General features: G+C 40.3%; 17 protein-coding genes. 9 read left to right on the top strand and 8 right to left on the bottom strand.

Features of this window, described 5'->3' with window-relative positions; translation table 11 throughout:
• Positions 1-154: 154 nt before the first annotated feature.
• On the bottom strand, positions 155-433 hold the full coding sequence (locus Q7J27_05400; protein MDO9528583.1) for a PxxKW family cysteine-rich protein: 279 nt from the start codon (positions 431-433) through the stop codon (positions 155-157).
• A 201-nt stretch (positions 434-634) separates the two neighbouring features.
• Here Q7J27_05400 and Q7J27_05395 point away from each other — a divergent pair, with 201 nt between their 5' ends.
• From Q7J27_05395 to Q7J27_05380, 4 genes are all read left to right on the top strand, one after another.
• Entirely contained in the window at positions 635-1426 is a 792-nt protein-coding gene (locus Q7J27_05395) for a PTS system mannose/fructose/sorbose family transporter subunit IID (GenBank protein ID MDO9528582.1), read from the top strand.
• A gap of 27 nt (positions 1427-1453) precedes the next feature.
• Positions 1454-1720 carry an HPr family phosphocarrier protein gene (locus Q7J27_05390; protein MDO9528581.1) on the top strand — a complete coding sequence of 89 codons (267 nt, stop codon included), beginning with the start codon at positions 1454-1456 and terminating at the stop codon, positions 1718-1720.
• Positions 1720-3507 (top strand): phosphoenolpyruvate--protein phosphotransferase, encoded by a 1788-nt coding sequence (ptsP, locus tag Q7J27_05385; GenBank protein ID MDO9528580.1) that lies wholly within the window; start codon positions 1720-1722, stop codon positions 3505-3507. Before Q7J27_05390 ends, ptsP begins: the two co-directional genes overlap by 1 nt.
• An 80-nt stretch (positions 3508-3587) precedes the next feature.
• Entirely contained in the window at positions 3588-6188 is a 2601-nt protein-coding gene (locus Q7J27_05380) for a 1-acyl-sn-glycerol-3-phosphate acyltransferase (GenBank protein MDO9528579.1), read from the top strand.
• 26 nt (positions 6189-6214) lie between these two features.
• Here Q7J27_05380 and Q7J27_05375 read toward each other — a convergent pair whose 3' ends face one another.
• The 3 genes from Q7J27_05375 to Q7J27_05365 form a co-directional block, all read right to left on the bottom strand.
• The gene (locus Q7J27_05375; protein MDO9528578.1) at positions 6215-7543 is read right to left on the bottom strand and encodes a glycosyltransferase family 4 protein; all 1329 of its coding nucleotides are present in this window, start codon (positions 7541-7543) and stop codon (positions 6215-6217) included.
• 133 nt (positions 7544-7676) lie between these two features.
• Positions 7677-8456, bottom strand: a complete 780-nt coding sequence (locus tag Q7J27_05370) for an MBL fold metallo-hydrolase (GenBank protein MDO9528577.1) — start codon at positions 8454-8456, stop codon at positions 7677-7679.
• A 7-nt stretch (positions 8457-8463) separates the two neighbouring features.
• Complete coding sequence (locus tag Q7J27_05365) at positions 8464-8862, bottom strand: secondary thiamine-phosphate synthase enzyme YjbQ (GenBank protein MDO9528576.1); 399 nt, start codon at positions 8860-8862, stop codon at positions 8464-8466.
• Between the two features lie 488 nt (positions 8863-9350).
• On the opposite strand from Q7J27_05365, the gene Q7J27_05360 reads away from it, so the two are divergent.
• Positions 9351-10025 (top strand): TIGR04211 family SH3 domain-containing protein, encoded by a 675-nt coding sequence (locus Q7J27_05360; protein ID MDO9528575.1) that lies wholly within the window; start codon positions 9351-9353, stop codon positions 10023-10025.
• 157 nt (positions 10026-10182) lie between these two features.
• Here Q7J27_05360 and Q7J27_05355 read toward each other — a convergent pair whose 3' ends face one another.
• Positions 10183-11400: a glycoside hydrolase family 3 protein gene (locus Q7J27_05355; GenBank protein MDO9528574.1), complete on the bottom strand. Its 1218-nt coding sequence runs from the start codon at positions 11398-11400 to the stop codon at positions 10183-10185.
• A 730-nt stretch (positions 11401-12130) separates the two neighbouring features.
• On the opposite strand from Q7J27_05355, the gene Q7J27_05350 reads away from it, so the two are divergent.
• Positions 12131-12406, top strand: coding sequence for a hypothetical protein (locus Q7J27_05350; GenBank protein ID MDO9528573.1), 276 nt, complete (start codon positions 12131-12133; stop codon positions 12404-12406).
• 71 nt (positions 12407-12477) lie between these two features.
• Entirely contained in the window at positions 12478-12711 is a 234-nt protein-coding gene (locus Q7J27_05345; GenBank protein MDO9528572.1) for an AtpZ/AtpI family protein, read from the top strand.
• 131 nt (positions 12712-12842) lie between these two features.
• Here Q7J27_05345 and Q7J27_05340 read toward each other — a convergent pair whose 3' ends face one another.
• Positions 12843-13049, bottom strand: coding sequence for a hypothetical protein (locus Q7J27_05340; protein ID MDO9528571.1), 207 nt, complete (start codon positions 13047-13049; stop codon positions 12843-12845).
• Positions 13050-13634: 585 nt separating this feature from the next.
• On the opposite strand from Q7J27_05340, the gene Q7J27_05335 reads away from it, so the two are divergent.
• Positions 13635-14723 carry an HD domain-containing phosphohydrolase gene (locus tag Q7J27_05335; protein MDO9528570.1) on the top strand — a complete coding sequence of 363 codons (1089 nt, stop codon included), beginning with the start codon at positions 13635-13637 and terminating at the stop codon, positions 14721-14723.
• Between the two features lie 58 nt (positions 14724-14781).
• Here the strand turns inward: Q7J27_05335 and Q7J27_05330 are convergent, their stop codons facing one another.
• Positions 14782-15255 carry a low molecular weight protein arginine phosphatase gene (locus tag Q7J27_05330; protein MDO9528569.1) on the bottom strand — a complete coding sequence of 158 codons (474 nt, stop codon included), beginning with the start codon at positions 15253-15255 and terminating at the stop codon, positions 14782-14784.
• Positions 15256-15696: 441 nt separating this feature from the next.
• Between Q7J27_05330 and Q7J27_05325 the strand changes: the two genes are divergently transcribed.
• Positions 15697-17997: a GspE/PulE family protein gene (locus Q7J27_05325; GenBank protein ID MDO9528568.1), complete on the top strand. Its 2301-nt coding sequence runs from the start codon at positions 15697-15699 to the stop codon at positions 17995-17997.
• Here Q7J27_05325 and Q7J27_05320 read toward each other — a convergent pair whose 3' ends face one another.
• The gene (locus tag Q7J27_05320) at positions 17998-18549 is read right to left on the bottom strand and encodes a BON domain-containing protein (GenBank protein ID MDO9528567.1); all 552 of its coding nucleotides are present in this window, start codon (positions 18547-18549) and stop codon (positions 17998-18000) included.
• Positions 18550-18813 lie beyond the last annotated feature (264 nt).

Genomic DNA, 18813 nt, shown 5'->3' with positions numbered 1-18813 from the left:
TTGAGAATCGGCTGAAGATGGCCTGAAGATGAGATGCATAAATGTAGCAGTTATTTCGTGACAGGCCCTAATTCAGCTGTCAACTGCCGGCTTTCAGCAAAAAGGGGTGACCACATGGTTACCCCCACTTTTTTGTTTCGCTGAATGCTTGTAATTATCTTTTTGATCTCTTTGAGGCTTTTAACGGATTAATTTTTTGTGTAGCTACTGTTGTATCTTTATTAAGGTGTGATGCCATAGGACATCCGCCGATAGCCCATTTACTTACAGGATCAGGATAAATCATGCAGTATTTTCCAGTAGGACACTCTATAATCTTCGAGCAACCTTCACACTTATCAATGATTGGATGACAACTACCTCCATTAAATCCACACCCCCTCTTACTCATAAAAGCACACTCAGACCCGATCTTTATACTTTGACAAACCATTTTAACCACCACCTTTCTCTTAATGTTTGAACGCAAAAAAATACCGGCTTACACGTCATTTCAAAACCGGTGCGGCTTCTTAACAAAAAAAATTGTTTTATGTCAAGAAAAAAATCGATATATCTTGCTTAGTGGGAGATTGACTTGATATATTAATCGAGTTAGGTCAGTGCGGCTAAATTGGGAGGTGTATCAGGAGTAGTGGTTTCGAAAGTGGATGGCGATATGGCACAGGCTGATGAACAGGTTAGGCAAAAAAAACTCAATAGAGTTATGGCCAGAGTTTTTTTGAGATCCCTTCTTATTCAATGTTCGTTAAATTTCTGGAGAATGCAAAATCTTGGATTTGTATTTTCCGCAATTCCTCTTATCAAAAAATTAGGGAAAGACAGACAGCAGGTTTCCAACATGCTGACCAGATATCTGCAGTTTTTTAATACTCATACCTATATGTCTGGGCCGGTTATTGGGTCTGTGTTGAGATTAGAGGAAGATTTTTTTGAAGATGGTAATTGTCCGGAAGCGGATAAATTAAAGAATGCTCTCATGGGACCCTATGCGGCGGTGGGGGACTCTTTTTTCTGGGGTTCTCTGAAGCCATTTTCAGCCGTTGTAGGGGTTGCCCTGGCGATCAAAGGATTCCTTCTGGCTCCTCTGATTTTTCTTCTGATTTATAATCCTTTTCATATATGGGTCAGATTGAAGGGATTTGTTGAGGGGTATAGGAAAGGAAGGGAAGGCGTTGATTTTATCAGAATGACAGATCTTCCTCGAATGTATAGAAAAATACGATGGTTATCGGTAATTTCACTTGGAATCCTTACATATCTTGCCTCTACAGCTCACTCATATTCCAGTGTGTTTTATTTTGAAGTAATGGAAAAGGTCTTGATATTGATTGTTGTCGGCCTTGTTTTTTTTATGATAAAAAAGGGAATATCTCCCGTGAACATACTTTACGGGATGACAATCCTTTTTTTTGTGATATCATAATGCTTCCGTTATATTATGGGTAAAACAATGGAAACAAAAACCTTTACAATAAAAAATGAATTGGGCATTCATGCGAGGGCTGCAGCCATGCTGGCTCGTGAGTCGGGCAGATTTAAATCGAGAATTTTTCTTGAAAGGGACGGAATGGAAGTTGATGGGAAAAGTCTTCTGGAAATTTTGACACTTGCCTGCCCAAAGGGGAGCAGGATCACGATCAGGGCGGAAGGAGAAGATGCTCGTGATGCCGTTGAAGGTCTTGGAGTGCTGATAGAAGATAAATTTGGAGAAAATTGATGAGCAGCGTTAGCGAAGAAAAAAGAATAACTATACTTAAAGGTATTGGCGTATCTCCAGGCATAGCCATTGGAAAGGCCTATGTTCTTGATCGTCTGGATACTAAGAAGGTATCCCGTTATAGATTAGACGACAGTAAACTGGTGACCAGAGAAATAAGAAGGTTCAGGAAGGCCTTGAAGGAATCGGAAAGACAGCTGTTGGAAATCAAGAAAAAGCTCAGTGATTATAAGGGGATAGAGGCATTATATATTATAGATGTACATGTCATGATTCTCAAGGATCGGATGTTGATTAATGATACGATACAGAACATAAAAGACAAGAGTATCAATGCGGAGTGGGCTCTCAGAATAACCATTGATAGGTATAGAGAAATATTCAACAAGGTGGAAGATGATTATCTCAGGGAGAGAATCAGTGATGTAGAGTATGTAGGACAGAGGATTTTGAGAAGCCTCGTAGGGAAAAAGCATGAAGTGATTTCCAATATTGGCGAAGATGTTGTAATTGTTGCGAGAGACCTTTCTCCAGCCGATACAGCTCAAATGAAGGTTGAAAAGGTTTTGGGCTTTGCCACGGATATCGGGGGCAAGACATCTCATACGGCCATCATGGCGAAGTCAATCGAAATTCCTGCAGTGGTCGGATTAGAAAAGGTTGTCCGTGAGGTCAAAAACGATGACGAGATTATTATTAATGGTATCTCCGGTTTTGTAATCGTCAATCCGGATCCGGACATATTAAGACGATACAAAGATAAAAAGAAGCATTACCAGGCTATTGAAGAAAATCTCCTTCAGTATGCGGGTCTTCCCGCTCTGACGAAAGATAATTATAGGGTAGAAATAGGAGCAAATATTGAGTTTGTTGAAGAGATTCCATCGGCTGTTGCTCATGGAGCAGATGGGATCGGTTTGTTCAGGACGGAATACCTTTATATTAACAGAGAACAACTTCCTACTGAGGAGGAACATTTTCTCAGTTACAAAAGTGTAATAGAGGGCAGGGGTATTAAAGGGTCAACCATCAGGACATTCGATCTTGGAGGTGATAAATTCTTTTCCGATCCCAGATTGCCCCGGGAGATGAACCCCCAGATGGGATTGAGGGCGATAAGGTTTTGTCTTAAGGAAATCGAATTGTTTAAGGTACAGTTGCGGGCTATTTTGCGTGCAAGTGTCTATGGTAAGACAAAGGTCCTGTTTCCCATGATTTCAGGTGTAGGGGAGTTTCGAGATGTCAAAAAAATCTTTAATGAGGTGAAGGACAATCTTTTGGCAGAGGGGATACCGGTTGCTAAGGACATTGAAGTCGGTATAATGGTAGAGATTCCATCCGCTGTTATGGTTGCTGATGAATTGGCAAGAGAAGCGGATTTCTTTAGCATAGGTACAAACGATCTCATTCAGTATACTCTGGCAATTGATAGAATTAATGAGCAGGTTTCTTATTTATATGAACCTCTTCATCCTGCCGTGTTAAGGTTGATAAAGCGTATTGTTGATGCAGGTCATAAAGCCGGGATAAAGGTTGCCATGTGTGGGGAAATGGCAGGAGAACCTGCTTATACGATAATTCTTCTCGGGTTTGAACTGGACGAGTTGAGTATGAATCCTCTGGCAATACCGCGCGTAAAGAAGATTATACGCGAATCTAGTCTGTGGGAATCCAAAGAGCTTTTGAGAAAAGTTATGACTTTTTCCACGGCGGCTGAGACCGAGGAGTTTGTGAGAAACTATATGACTCAACGGTTTCCGGAAGATTTCCCGATAAACGAGCAATGATATTAAGCAGGAAATAAGAAGCAGGTTGGTCAGATAAGGGCAGCGGGGCTTGCGGGTGCGCTCCCGGTCAAACGAAATCAATGACAATTAAATCGAAAGTCAAATCATGGACCACCGAGATCGGGGAATATTACAGTGGATCTCTGGACAAGCAAGATAGGTTTTCATTATTCTGGTTGTTCAAGAGGATTCTAAACAGGGTAGAGTTAGCTGAGGAGTATGTTGAGGAGCTAAAAAATCTTTCAGAGAGCGGAATTGTTGTTCACGCCCTTAAGAACAGGAGCCAGTTAAACTGCCTGATCCTCCGGGAGCTTTCATTCAGAAAAGGAATTCAAGTACCAGTCTATTGTCATGGAATTAACATGATCATATGGCAGCCTTTATCTTTGGTTGCCAGGGTTTTTCTTTCCCACTTTTTCCATTTCATCTTCAAAGGGACTATCCTTAATCCAGACAAAACAGAATATTTAAAACGTGTAACAGCAGATAAAAACAGCTCTATCATATATCTTCGTGGTTCGGAATTTATAGGGAGCAAATATGTAAAGGATCCTATTGTTCAGCTGGTAAGTGCACAGAAGGATCTTGATATTCCTATATATCTTGTGCCACAGCTGATTGCATACGGTAGAAGAAGAGAGAAAAAGGACAAAACGCTGGTAGATATATTGTTTGGTCAGAAGGAAAACCCTGGTGCATTGAGAAGATCGATAACTTTCCTGAGGAACTTTAAGAGAGCATCAGTGATATCTGCAACAGCGATCAATTTAACTGAATTTATCGAGAAGAACAGAAATCTTTCCAGAGAAGATGTTTCCCATAGGTTGAGAAGGGAGCTTATCGACAGGATTGATGAGGAAAAGAGGGCGACCGTAGGGCCGGTTTTAAGATCAAGGGAAGAAATTATAGGAATGGTTCTGAGAGATAATGACCTTGTTGATTTTATGAAGGATATGGCGGCTGACCAAAAGAAGGATTATTACAGGGTGGTTAAAACCGCGGAGAAATATCTGCGGGAAATAGCTGCGGATTATAGTGAACCTTATATAGAAATTTGGGATAAGGCACTGACCTGGTTATGGAACAATATATTTGATGGCGTTGTTGTTGACAGGAAGGGGCTTGCAAAAATAAGAGATGTTTCGAAAAAGATGCCTTTTGTTATAATTCCCTGTCATCGGAGTCATATGGATTATCTCCTTTTATCTTATGTCTTCTACAAACATAATATTCAATTACCATTTGTTGCGGCCGGGACTAATATGTCATTTGGGCCTTTTGGTCATATTTTCAGGAAATCCGGTGCCTTTTTTGTGCGGAGGAGTTTCAAGGGAAATGCTTTTTATGGAGAGATCTTTGCGAAGTATGTGAAAGTACTGTTGAAAGAGGGACTTCCCATAGAGTTTTTTATAGAGGGTGGAAGAAGCCGGACAGGCAAGATGGTCATGCCAAAGTACGGTTTGCTTTCTATGATAATCCAGGCATATAAAGAAGGTGCCTGTGATGATCTGGCCATAATTCCTGTATTTATAGGATATGACAGGGTTCTGGAAGAGAAATCATATATGGCAGAACTCGGTGGTGCCCCTAAAGAAAAAGAAAAAATTTCGACAATCATCAAAAGCAGAAAATTTCTCAAAAAACGCCACGGCAGGGTCTATATTAATATTGCCGAGCCGATATTGCTGAAGTCTTATCTTGCTTCCCAGGAAAAATCTTTTGATGACATGTCTGTTTACGAGAGACAGAGTTTATACAGAAAGATAGGATATGATATTGTCAGTGAAATAAGTGAAGTGTCTGTGGTAACGCCTTTTTCTCTTATTGCCCTTGGACTTCTCAGTCATTACAAAAGGGGCATATCCCGCGATGACTTGATGGGTATTGTAAACGAACTTTATGACTATCTTGTCTTTAGAAACGTAAGCTTTTCTTCTTCTTTTGCCAACAGGAAGAAGGCTGTGGAGGATGCCCTCAACTTATTCGAATCATCCGGACTCATATCAAAGATGGGAGCAGAAGCGGACGAGGAAGAAGAATTTAGAGAAATTGTCTATTCACTTGTGGATGACAAGAGATTGAACCTGGAGTATTACAAAAACAATATACTTCATTTTTTCCTTTCCCTCTCCTTTGTTGCCACCTCCATTCTGTCAAGCAGTGAGGACACAATATCTCTTTATCAAATCATGGAAGATTACAAGTTTTTTAAAGGACTTTTCCATCATGAATTTATTTTTGATTACAGGAAGGATGATGTTGATGAGGTCAACAGCATTTTATCATACATCCATGACAGGGGCATGATTGCTGGTGAGGAACGTGGTAATGAGGCATGGATTGAAGTAAAAGGGAAGGGAAGAACAAACTTGAGGCCTTTTGCCGGCCTTATACACAATTATATTGAATCTTACTGGGTTGTAATCAGGGGTTGTTCCTATCTAAAAAAGGGGAGTAAATCGGATAAGGACTTACTCAAAAAGATTCAGAGATTGGGAACAAAAATGTATAAGAAAGGGGAAGTGCTAAGAACGGAAGCCCTTTCTAAATCAAACTATCAAAATGCCATAGAGTTTCTCATAGATGCAGAAACATTGCTAAAAGATGGGACAACATATTATCTCACCGAAGAAAAAGCTCAGTTCGAGTCACTTCGCCAACGATTGTTCAAATACCTGTAAATTTATCTTTTACGAAATTATCAAAATTAATCATCAGAAAGCAGGGAGAGGTGCTGCCATTTTGCGGGATCCCGCCTCTCATTTGAAATGCCTTCAATATTCGATATTATTGTTCTCAGTTTTTGTTCCAGTACTTCATAGGAGAAAAAGCGGGATGCAAGCTTATAATTATTATTTACCATCTTTCTCCTTTCTTCCGGGTGTTTTAATATATGCTTTATTTTTTTGACAACCTCATCGGTTACATATCCGTCCATACTGACAACATTAAACCCTATCGGTTCAATATCCTGATGGAAAATCGAGTATCTGTTAACGAGAATCGGTTTTTTAAAGAAAATCGCTTCAAGGAATGCATTCCCGAACCCTTCGTACAGTGAAGGGTAGGTGACAAAATCTGCATGGGGATACATATCCCATATAGTATATATTTTCTTGCCATCCGCAGTTATCCTTCTCTTGCTTTCGATAATCTCAGGTTTGATAATCAGGGGTACATTCAGAAGCTTTGCATAACTGATTATTCTTTCGTGGTATTCATCGCCTTCGTCGCCTGCAGAATGGGTGATCACAAGTTTGACTTTTGGGTCATTCATCCTGTTGACGACCTCAATGGAATGTTCGATCCCTTTTCTTGCGACTATTCGTGTGGGTTGCAAGAAAAAGAGATCGTCTTCTTCCAGCCCTAAGTCTTTTCTTACGTCTTTATTGAAGTCATCAATAAATGGTGTGCTTGCCGAGTATTGAAAGACATTAGGAATAATGTAAGGAGATATTCCGGTGCGGTAGCTCAAGTTACTGTCGGCCTGTGAATTGATCACCGCGTGATGTATTGATGGAAGATTGGGAGGGAAGGCCATCGAAAGAAAGTCTTGAACGCAATTGACTATGAACCGGTCCCTTTCCCAGTAGAAATCGTGGTGATGAGCTATAGTAGGAATACCCGTTTCAGCTATTAATTCGGTAACAGCCAAACCCAGAGGAATATTCATAGGAATAGTAAGAGCGTTTTCAGCAATAAGCATGTCAATTGAAAATTTTTCCATGAAGCTGTATAAGTCACTTTTTAGTTTTTGTCTCAAGCGGTGTATTCGGCCGGTGATCTGTGATGTCCTTGTGGACTCGCCGAAGCATTTTTCCTGAATTCTTCGTATATCAGGATGGTCAAAAAAAGCCTCTGGTACTATCATGGTCCTTTCCGGTTGAGAATCGGATATTCCCACAAAGAAATAACAATTATAACCCATTGTCGTTAATACATGCATCCACTTCTTAGTTTCGAGAGTTACTCCATCTGTGCCCTTAAACCTTGTTAGAACAAATCCTATGTTTTTAATTGCGGTGAATGTAATCATCTATACCTCCTGAAAATAAATTGCGAGCGTGTTTCCCGCGACTTGCTGTGCGGGGGATTTCACAAATTGAAGTTATTGATGTCGCCCGTGAGAGCCTTCCGCAAGCCCGGCCTTTAAAGCAGGAACTTCAATTTCAGATGTCTACTTCAATCTGTAATAGATCTTCTGCCAGAATGAGATGTCCTTGATAGGTTTTACGACATTCGGCTTCGATGTCAACCATGTCACATTCAGGGTAAAAATGTGTGAGAACAAGCCGCTTAGCGTTAGCCTGAGTAGCAATTTCACCTGCCAGCGAGGGCGTCAGGTGTCCCGGAACCTTCATCCCATCAGGAAGAGCTGATTCGCAGATGAGAAGATCCGCATTTCTGGCAAGTGAAACGGCATTGTCACAAAGATCGATATCCCCGGTGTAGACGATAGACGTTCCTTCCTGTGTTGTGATTCGAAAGCCGATGCTGCTCTCTATATGCTCCATCGGCATTGTTTCGACATCGAAAAGTTTGAGTGAAAGACTATCAGGTGCAGTATTGTCAAATTCTATTAAGTTCAACAGGTTGCCTTCTAACTCAATCCAGTGTCCATATACTTTCTTCAACCCGTCATAAAAGCTCTTAAGACCTACGGCACCGGCTACAGTGAAAGGTGTTCGTCTGCGGTATGTTTCGGGATATTTGGTAGCAAAGAGAAAGGGGACAAATTCACCAGTGTGATCGGGATGAAGGTGGCTAAAGAACAGGTATGATATCTGTGATATCGTTGTGCCGGCCTCGAGTAGTCGTCTCATGGTACCAGCCCCCAGGTCAAACAAAAGCTTTGTATCATTTATATCCATAAGAAGAGAACATGAACTCCTCTTTAAAGAAGGTACGCATGTTCCTGACCCGAGTATGGTTACTTTTACAGTGTCCATTATTTCCTCATTCTGTTGAAAACAGCTTTATCAGCACCTTCCTTGTCCTGGGACCATCAAACTCACAGAAGAATATAGATTGCCAGGTGCCGAGTATAAGCTTGCCATCTTCTATGAGCACCATTTCTGAGGCCCCAATCAGGGAAGACTTGATGTGGGCGGCAGAGTTTCCCTCAATATGCCTGTAGTTATCATTGAGAGGTATAACCTTGTCCAGTTCCATTATGATATCCCTTGGCACGTTGGGATCGGCATTTTCGTTTATTGTAATGGCGGCGGTAGTGTGGGGTGTAAAGATATGACAGATACCGCTTTTAATCTCTCTTTCATTTACTATTTTTCTGACCTGGTTAGTAATATCTATCATTTCAAACCTTGAACCGGTCTTTACAGCAATCTTTCTCATGAGTCGTCCTTCTGTTCTATTAATTCGGCCTTACTAAACGAAAAATTAATTATATTTTGATATTTTTCAAATAGGACAATAATATCTGTGTCTTGTCAAGTCAAAATGCATATAATTTGCGAAATATGAAGTTTTTCCTTATACTCATGGCTGTGTTGGAGGATGAGCTTTTAGTAGAACTTTTGACAAGTACCAGTTTTTATGTTACTAAATTCGACGCACTCGTAAAAAGTCAGTTTTCTTTGCTCAGGACCATTTTGGGGAAAGTCAGTACAGGTTTCGACAACTTTGTAGGGTGGTATTTTATATGCCACCGCTTGCGGTCGGGTATAAAACCCGACCCTACAATCTAAAACTCGTGCTAACGCACTCAAACAGTTAGATTTTCTTAACGCCGGTCACTACCATCATCTTTTCCCCAAAATGCTTAGATTCGCTCCGAAAAGACTTTTTGCGAACTTGTCAAAATATGTAAGGAGGTGCAGAAAATGTTTTCCAAATCCTTATTTTCAATCGTATTTTTTAGTATACTGGTTACTGCTTCTGCTTTTGCTGAAACCATGTTTGTTACCGACTCATTTAAGATTACCTTACGTACAGGTCCGTCTAACGAAAATAAAGTTATTGCCATGCTAAAGTCGAATGAGGAACTTGAAGTACTCGAGAAAGGGGAGGATTGGGTTAATGTCCGGCTAAAAAATGGGAAAGAGGGTTATGTCTTGAGACGTTTTTTGACCTCAGAGATACCTAAATTTTCTGTAATTATTGGACTTCAGGAGAAGGTTGAAAAATTAAAAAATGAAGTTAGCAGTCTTGGAAAAAGTAAGGAACGGCTGGAAAAATCAAATTTAGAACTGGAATCAAGTCTGTTTTCCAGAGAAAAGGAGTTGACAAAGGTAAAGAGGGATTATGAGGAATTGAAATCGGGGGCAGCCGGGTATATTGAGGTAAAGGAGCTGAAAGACAATTTGGAGAGCAGAAATAAAAACCTCGAAAGTCAGGCGGACAACCTTCTGAAAGAAAACAGGCAGCTCAAGAAACAGACAAATAAGCTCTGGTTTGTTAGTGGAGCCGGCGTTTTGCTTCTGGGGTGGATTTTAGGTCTGGTTATGGGTCGGACTCAGATACGTCGGAGACGGAACTTTATCAAGGTTGATCTGTAATTGAAGCTTCCTTTAATCCACAGATTTCGCAGATTACCCCAGTACCATCTGCCGGAGCTACAGGGCAGGCACGGATTACTCTAATGATTTGAAGGGCGATGTGGAATCTGCAGGGTTTAATTCCCCGCAGCTTGCTGCGACAGAAAAGATAAAACACTTATTTTGATACCCCGTGGCTTGCCGCGGGGTAGTTGATTTTCTCCTTCAGCTTCATGATTCTCATGTATGATTCATTGATCCGTCTTGGACTGATTTCACCACGAGTTAACAATTTTTTTATTATTGCAAGGGCGCGTGTTGCGATATCCTCTTCAAAGACCGAATTATTAGCAAAAAGCAGGATGTCGACACCGGAAGAGATTGCCATTTTTATAGCAGTTTCAAGACCGTAAAATGATCTGATTGCCTTCATCTGCATATCGTCAGAGATGACAACACCTCTATATTTAAGATCCTTACGGAGTATCCCCTTGACAGTTCTGGATGAAAGGGTAGCCGGCCACTCTGGATCGATTTTTCCATTAAAAATGTGGGCTGTCATTATCATATTGCATTTCCCGGATTTTATAATAGCCTCAAAAGGTTTAAGTTCATTTGGAGACCAGCTGTTCGTTACATCTACTAAGCCTTTATGGGAATCGTTCAATGAACTGCCATGTCCAGGGAAATGTTTTATTGCTGAGAGCACTCCAAAATCGTGTAAGGTATTAATGACTATAAGCGAATGCTTAACCACAATGTCCGGATCAGCAGAAAAACTCCGTTCTAACTTTCCGATTACGGGGTTATCTGAATTTATGTTGAGATCAACTACTGGTGCGAAATTCAGGTTAATCCCAAGATTGGCAAGAGTTTTTGCTGTTATTTTTGCGAACCTTTCTGTTGTGCTGGAGTTATCAATTGATCCAAGACATTGTTCCGATACGGAGGGAGGGAATCCGGACTTTTCTTTTAACCTGTTAACCTTTCCGCCTTCTTGATCAATCGCGATAAAAAGGGGAATTGAAGAAGCTTTTTGCAGGGCAGCAGTTAAGGCTTTGACCTGTTCTGGGGACTTTATATTTCTGATAGGTGATTTTGATGGGACGTCGTAATCAAAGAGGATGACACCGCCGATATTTCTCTTTCTGATGTCCTGAATTATTGGACTTTGATTGTCTGCTGCAAGTCCCCGGAATCCTACCATTAACATCTGGCCTATTTGCGTGTCGAGACTTTTATTTGAAGGTTCTGCAAGTTCCCCGCTCGCTGAAGACGACATGAAAGGTATTGACAGGATAAGTATCCAGAAAACCAACAAGAATAGACAAAGGCCGCGCTTTACGTCAGTCTTTTTTTTTACCTTTTTTTTCGTGGAAATTCCGGTTTTACGCATCGTATAGATATTCCAACTGGCATTCTTTTTCGTATTTTACGCATTATGATGTCGTGTTCACATTGATGCACTCGTAAAAAGTCAAAAACGCTCCCTCTCCCTTGATGGGAGAGGGCTGGGGTGAGGGTGGATACAACGCCATTTTAAGTACTTACGTCCCCCTCCCCTTTATCCCCTCCCGCCGGGAGAGGGGAAATTCGCCTTTTTACGAACTTGTCAATATTATCTCCAAGAGATTCCTTAATAAAATCAGAATAACGGGATAATAGTATCTTGTCAATGAAGTATGCTCAAATTAATGATTTGTTATAATTGCTTGTCTTTAACCCAGGATTTACAGCAGCTACCTGCCTGCTGAAACTCAAAAATCCTTGCTGCACCGCTTGTTTAGTCCTCAACTGATTTTAATGTCTCGAGAGATTCTGAAAGTTCTGCTGAACTTGTTTCAGTATTGCTCAAACTGCGCAGTTGGCAGCGGTTTTTTAGTTTTCTTATGGCCTATATTGCAAAACATAAGTTTAACATACCTTTAAAATCCGTTTAACATTTCTTTAAATTCCCTGACTTTTTACTATAAATTTTCCTATAAACAGGTTGTTGCGATTAGGAGAAATTACTTAAACATTATAGAGTTATAGACCATTTAACAAAAAATGTTCAAACTGGCACGATAATTTCATTATAGATGGGCAAAGACAAAGATTAGAAAATAAAAAGGAGGATATAAATCATGAAAAAGACACTTTCTACGATGTTAATTACGGGTTTTGTGGTGTTGACTACAGCTACATTCGGATATGCCGAATATGCGGCAACGGGGGCTAGCAATTTTCCCTACTTCCATCTGGGATGTTTGGTTATTGGCGGTCTGATAATCATCTCGCTTAAACACAAATATGAGAAGATGTATCTCAGTGAGGCTATCGGTTCCTTTGCGCTCTATACTGTTCTTGTTGTTCTCTTTACCTCACCAGTAATAAATGTCCTCAGAACTGTTGTAGGCTAAAAGGAAGATTCTTTATCCTGCAAGATGTGGGACTTGCTTTCAACCTTATTTTTGGGGAGAGGAGTTAAGAAATGTTGATAATAAAAAGCACAAAAAATAAGACATCGGCATATTCCCAGATACTGGTTTTAAGTGCATGGGGGTTTGTCATTGTTATTTCCTCATTTCTCTTTCTCTACGTAGGGTATTGGTTGGATGGTAAGCTAAATACGGCACCTTCCTTCATGTTAGGATTGTTCATGCTTGCTATTTTTCTTTGCGTAGGAAGGTTTTATCAAGAAGCATGGTTGAAAAAGGGGAAGTAAAGACATTGAGGATAAAAAATCTGTAATCTCTGAACTAATTTCTATCATCATAGGAAAGATCTTTGCAGGTTTGTATTTAGAGTCAAAGGTATATTTGTTCGCATTTTCTGTCCGGTAGAGATACTTTTCTTTTAAAGTTCCCTTTCACTTCTCAACTTACAATCCATGTCCATACTTTCCATCATCTGTATGTCCTGAATAATAAACCGTTTTTTGAATGCTTCAGTGACATTCCTTTGCATTTGCATAGTGCATAATATTACGTAAAAATCGAAACCCCTTCGCATGTCAGTCCTGCCTTTCAGTTTCAGCAGAGCTTTCAGAATCTCTCGAGACATTAAAATCAGTTGAGGACTAAACAAGCGGTGCAGCAAGGATTTTTGAGTTTCGGCAGGTGACTGCTGTGAACTGAACAGCGAGCGAACACACAAAATATTTTCCTTAACAGCACCACTATGCCACTTTGCGGCATTATAATTGGAAGCAACTTATGTTTTTAACAAATGCGTTATTTCTGGCAGATATTGAGAAATGTTAACTACTTACAACACATCTGCAACTTTAAGTTACTTGGAAGTCGGAGATTCCCCGCAACTTGTTACGGGGAGCTTCAATTACGGGTTAAGCCTGAAAATATATAGCGATCGCAACCCTCTTAGTTTACTGCGGGAAACTTCATTTGGGATTAACCCCAAAATAGACATTGAAAATAAAGTCTGTCTTCCCCATCCCGTAGGACAGCCGTCTCGGCTGTCTAAGCGATTCACCATTATGGACAGGCGGGACGCCTGTCCTACTGTGTTGGAAGAGTCAATGTCTATTTTTGGGATTAATATTATCCTTGATTTTTGATATTCAACATATTAAAATAAGTAGATTTTGCAGCAAATTCTAAGCAGTAGTACTTAAAGGTCTGTCTTGTCATGGTTAGATATTTTGACGTCATAAAGAGCGGTGGAGCTAAAGAAGAAGAACCTGACGGGTCGAAAAAGTCTGAAAAGCCAGAAAGACCCGAAAGGCGATCCAGGGCCGTTCGCTTCAGCGACTTAGAAGATCGCAGATTATCGATTGATGAAGGGATTGTTGCTCCTAAAACCAAGCGCGACATTGAACAAATAAAAAAATTTTCTTTGGCCGTCCTTAATTATATTAAAGAGGTCAAGATAAGGGTTGTGGACAATAAATCTTTCGAGATTGAACCGGCCCTCAACATCATTAACGAAATCATTAATATACCCGATCTGATTAAGGAAATTTACCAATCCTCTGTTCATTTAGATTATGAGGAAGAATACCTCATTTCTCGCCTGCCTAACATACTTGTATGTGTCCTCAAGATTGGTCAAAGTATGGGATATTCCAAGACAGAGCTTCTGGAACTTGGGCTTTCTGCATTACTTTATGATGTGGGGATGTTTGTGGTTCCGGAGAATATAATTAAAAAGGAGGGGAAATTAAACGATTACGAGGTATCTCTTGTAAGAAAACACGTAGAGATGGGGAGAGACATCTTGTTCCCGCTTAGAAATGACCATCCCTGGCTCCATCGCGTGGCGTACGAACACCATGAAAGGGAAAACGGCCAGGGTTATCCACGCGGGCTTAAAGGAGATGAAATCTGCGAATATGCAAAGATAGTAGGTATAATTGATGTCTACGATGCTATGATCCACAACCGCCCTCATAGAAAAGCAATGATGCAGCATATGTCGGTCAGGGAATTGATAGGGTCAAAAAACCTTTTCTTTTCTTCAAAGATAATAAAAGTTTTTATTAAGGAGATATCCATCTACCCGGTAGGAAGTTATGTAAGACTCAACACTAAAGCCACAGGCGTCGTCATTGACACCAATGAAAAGAATCCTATGAGACCGGTCGTCGAACTTCTCTTTGACGTTAACGGAAATGCGGTGACCGAAAACAATATAGTGAAGTTGGATGAAAACCAACTCATTTATATTGTTGATAGTGTTCCCAAAGAGGAAATTACATCTAAGACAAATTCTCTATAGTTTTTAAAAATCCTGGATTTTGTAAATTTTCCCTTCCCGCTGAATCCCATCAAAAAACTTATGTTACACCGATATTCTTAATACATTTTTTCACCAGACCTTCTATGGTCATATAAATTTCCGCGAAGCAGAGCCTGTAGAAGTAATCCGAAAGTCCATAAGGATCCTTGATGTCTTTATATAATTCGTGGTCATCTTCTGAAAATGATTTAAGAAGAAAGATTTTACCTTCTGCATCGGGATATTTGTCAATGATCATCTTTTTATGGGTATTTTCCATTACAATTATCTTGTCTGCATCTGCAACCATTTCATCCGTTAACAGCTTTGATTTATGTCCATAGCCATTGAATCCATTTTCAGTTAATATTTTTACTGCTCTTGGATCGCCAGGTACTCCCTCAATACTATAGACGCCCGCTGAGGAAACCTCTATATTGCTGCAATTATTTTCTGTAAGTTTTTTCTTCAAAATTCGCTCTGCCATGAAGCTTCGACAGATATTACCGGTACAGACAAATAGTATTTTCATTGCTATCAATCACTTGATCATTTTAGACGTGTTTGGATTTACCTCACATGGCTTGAGATGCTTTCCTTTATATTCTAACGCTTCCGTAACGATTGATTTTAGCAAATTGATAATTATATTCAAGTTTTTATATTTCTTCACCCTGGAAGATAGATGTTCTGAGAGTTTTGAAAATGGGGATAGCTTTTCCTGACCCACAAGAACTGCAAAGATAGGAGTAATATTATTACAATAGCATAATAAGAGTTTTGAACTGAACAGCGAGCGCATTATTCTTCGAATTACTTCGTTCCCCGCTGCTTGCGGCGGGGTTAGCGAGCGAATAAAATCAACAATTTTCCTTAACAGTCGGAGATTCCCCGCAAATTGTTGCGGGGGAGCTTCAATTTGTACAAATTTCTATTGATAATATCTGAAATCTGCTTTAATATAGCAGGCATTATGGAAGTCAAAGAAGATAAAAATATGAAGTATCAGGAAATAAAAGAACTGCGGGAGAAGCTTTCTCTTCATAAGGGATTACAGGATATTGCCAATCGTATCCATGCTGCTGAAAATATAAAACAGATACTGGTAGACCTTAAAGACGGCATTTTAAATATTCTCAATGCATATTCAATCACCATATATGTAATGGATCAGGTGAAAAATGAAATCTATTCGATGTTCCTGACAGGAACCAAGTTAAAAGAAATTAGGCTGTCCGTCAATAATAAAAGCATTGCCGGCTATGTGGCAAACACGGGGAACGTTGTTAATATCGCCGATGCGTACGACACAGAAGAATTAAAAAAGATTGATGAACAACTGACATTTGATGACAGCTGGGACAAAAAAACAAATTACAGAACCGTGCAGATAATGGCAGCCCCTATTTTTTACGCCAATACCATGATGGGTGTTATTCAGATACTCAATAAAAAAGGGGGTGGAAGATTTTCTACTGAGGAACAGGTCTTTCTGGAAAAGATGGCAGATGTTCTGGGGATTGCCTTCTTCAATCAGAAAAAAATAGAAATAAGAAGAAGAAACAAATTTAATTATCTTATAAACTGTGAGTTAATACAGGAGAGGGATCTGGAAAGTGCCTGGATTGAAGCCAGGAAAAACAGGGTAAACATTGAAGATCTGCTGATGTCAAAATACAAGATATCAAGAGAGGACATCGGCAAATCCCTGGAAGATTTTTATTTCTGCAAGTTCATACAATTCAACGACAAATACCCGATACCCGGAGACCTGCTGAAAAATTTAAGGAGAGAATATCTCAGTCGCGAGTTATGGGTTCCTTTAGAAAGGGTAGACGGAAAGGTCATGGTAATTGTGGACGACCCTGACAATATCCTGAAGAGGGACACAATCGAAAACCTTCTGAAGACAAAATCGGTTGAATACAATGTGGCCACAAGGGAAGACATATTGAGATTTATCAACCACTTCTTCCAGGCACACGAGGATGTTACATCTATAAGCGATATTCTCGGAATGCTCGACGAGGAAGATGAATTCCTGGAGGAGGAAGGGGATGTAGTTACAGAATCGGATAGCGTAATCATGCAGCTCGTCAACAAGATTATAAACGACGCGTACGTGCGTAATACATCCGATATTCATATTGAAGCCAATGTAGAAAAAAAGAATGTTGAAGTAAGATTCAGGATTGATGGTGATTGTGCGGTTTATCAAACCCTTCCATACAGTTACAGGGCAGCAGTTGTTTCGAGGCTCAAGATAATGTCTAATCTTGATATAACAGAGCGTAGACTCCCCCAGGATGGCAAGATAAAATTCAAGCAGAGAAGGGGTAAAGAAATCGAGTTGCGTGTTGCAACCGTGCCTACACAGGGCAGTCAAGAGGATATGGTAATGCGAATTCTCCCAAAAGGCGAAACCATGCCGCTTGAAAAAATGGGGATGTCACCGCGCAATTATAAAAACTTTCTGGAAACAATTAAAAGCCCATACGGGATGATTCTTGTTGTCGGTCCTACCGGGTCAGGGAAGACCACAACCCTTCATGCCGCACTACATCATATCAACACTCCGGAAAAGAAGATCTGGACGGCAGAAGATCCCGTCGAAATTACACAATACGGTCTCCGTCAGGTACAGGTCAACCCCAAGATCGGGCTTAACTTCAGCAATGCCATGCGCGCTTTTCTGAGGGCTGATCCGGATGTCATCATGGTTGGAGAGATGAGGGATTTTGAAACTGCCAAGATTGGTGTTGAGGCCTCACTCACAGGACATCTTGTTTTTTCCACCCTTCATACCAACAGTGCCCCGGAGACGATTGTCCGGCTTCTTGATATGGGGATAGACCCTCTCAATTTTGCCGATTCTCTCCTTTGCATACTTGCGCAGAGACTGGTAAGAACGCTTTGTGATAAATGTAAGGAGGAATATCATCCCTCAAAGGAAGACTATGATGGAATGGCGCGCAGTTATGGAGAAGAAGCATTTTTAAAGCTCAACATTCCTTACAATGATGATTTTAAATTATACCGTGCAAAGGGTTGCAGCCAATGCAATAATTCAGGATACAAAGGCAGAATAGCCATTCATGAAGTTCTTGTTGCAACAGACAGCATCAAAAGATTGATTCAGAAACACGCAATGGTTGAAGAAATACGTGACACAGCCCTCTCCGAAGATATGACTACCCTCCTGCAGGATGGAATACTTAAAGCCATTAATGGGTTTACAGACTTTAAACAGGTATACAGAGTGTGTATGAAGTGATTACTTAATGGATTTCAGGAAAGACTTGACACTCCGGACACCTTCTACACTTTTAGTGTAGTCGATAATTTTATGGATTTCCGCCTTGGAACCGATGATACCCAGAAGCACTACGTTACATTGAACCGATTTTACTTTGATGTTTGTCGACCAGATTTCCTTGTCTTTGATCAGCCTTGCCTTAACTTTTGCGATTATTGCAACATTGTCAGATGTTCCGCAGCGATCTCCCTTTTTCTTCGGAAGCAGATAAGTGGTTACAGATTTGACGCCCTTTACGCCCCTGGCAATTTTTACGGCTCTACTCTTCTGCTTTTCGTTTTCGTACTCGCCAATTAGATACACATGACCGTTATAGCAGTCTGCGGAGATGTCAAGAATTTTAATAGTTGCATCATCAAAAAACCTTTTTGAAACAGTTACTGCAATTTTATTATCGCTGGCAATAGTACTCACGTTGCGTTCATCCACGGCTGCCTTATAAACAGTAGTGCATCCGCAAACAATTGCCAGGATAACAAAATATGATATCATCATAAGGTGCTTTTTCATAATACTGCCTCCACATTTGATGTTCTCGTAAAAAGTCCGTTTTCTTCGCTCAGAACCATTTTGGGGATGCTGTTATTGCCCGGCTAAAAATCTAAAACTCGTGCTAACGCACTCAAACAGTTAGATTTTCTTAACGCCAGTCACTGCCAGCATCTTTTTCCCAAAATGCTTAGATTCGCTATGAAAAGACTTTTTACGAATACATCACATTTAATTTGGGTAACGAATGGCGCTTTGTGACTCGTAAATGCTGATACCTGAGTA

The sequence above is a fragment of the Syntrophales bacterium genome, assembly GCA_030655775.1.
Lineage (GTDB): Bacteria > Desulfobacterota > Syntrophia > Syntrophales > JADFWA01 > JAUSPI01.
This window is presented reverse-complemented; position numbering and strand designations above follow the sequence as displayed.

Bases quoted from the DNA above. Each gene is read 5' to 3' on its own strand.
- Q7J27_05355 (MDO9528574.1), bottom strand. From the start codon at position 11,400: ATGCGTAAAACCGGAATTTCCACGAAAAAAAAGGTAAAAAAAAAGACT.
- Q7J27_05390 (MDO9528581.1), top strand. From the start codon at position 1,454: ATGGAAACAAAAACCTTTACAATAAAAAATGAATTGGGCATTCATGCG.
- Q7J27_05380 (MDO9528579.1), top strand. From the start codon at position 3,588: ATGACAATTAAATCGAAAGTCAAATCATGGACCACCGAGATCGGGGAA.
- Q7J27_05360 (MDO9528575.1), top strand. From the start codon at position 9,351: ATGTTTTCCAAATCCTTATTTTCAATCGTATTTTTTAGTATACTGGTT.
- Q7J27_05400 (MDO9528583.1), bottom strand. From the start codon at position 433: ATGGTTTGTCAAAGTATAAAGATCGGGTCTGAGTGTGCTTTTATGAGT.
- Q7J27_05370 (MDO9528577.1), bottom strand. From the start codon at position 8,456: ATGGACACTGTAAAAGTAACCATACTCGGGTCAGGAACATGCGTACCT.
- Q7J27_05320 (MDO9528567.1), bottom strand. From the start codon at position 18,549: ATGAAAAAGCACCTTATGATGATATCATATTTTGTTATCCTGGCAATT.
- ptsP (MDO9528580.1), top strand. From the start codon at position 1,720: ATGAGCAGCGTTAGCGAAGAAAAAAGAATAACTATACTTAAAGGTATT.
- Q7J27_05365 (MDO9528576.1), bottom strand. From the start codon at position 8,862: ATGAGAAAGATTGCTGTAAAGACCGGTTCAAGGTTTGAAATGATAGAT.
- Q7J27_05345 (MDO9528572.1), top strand. From the start codon at position 12,478: ATGTTGATAATAAAAAGCACAAAAAATAAGACATCGGCATATTCCCAG.
- Q7J27_05330 (MDO9528569.1), bottom strand. From the start codon at position 15,255: ATGAAAATACTATTTGTCTGTACCGGTAATATCTGTCGAAGCTTCATG.
- Q7J27_05325 (MDO9528568.1), top strand. From the start codon at position 15,697: ATGGAAGTCAAAGAAGATAAAAATATGAAGTATCAGGAAATAAAAGAA.
- Q7J27_05375 (MDO9528578.1), bottom strand. From the start codon at position 7,543: ATGATTACATTCACCGCAATTAAAAACATAGGATTTGTTCTAACAAGG.
- Q7J27_05340 (MDO9528571.1), bottom strand. From the start codon at position 13,049: ATGTCTCGAGAGATTCTGAAAGCTCTGCTGAAACTGAAAGGCAGGACT.
- Q7J27_05350 (MDO9528573.1), top strand. From the start codon at position 12,131: ATGAAAAAGACACTTTCTACGATGTTAATTACGGGTTTTGTGGTGTTG.
- Q7J27_05335 (MDO9528570.1), top strand. From the start codon at position 13,635: ATGGTTAGATATTTTGACGTCATAAAGAGCGGTGGAGCTAAAGAAGAA.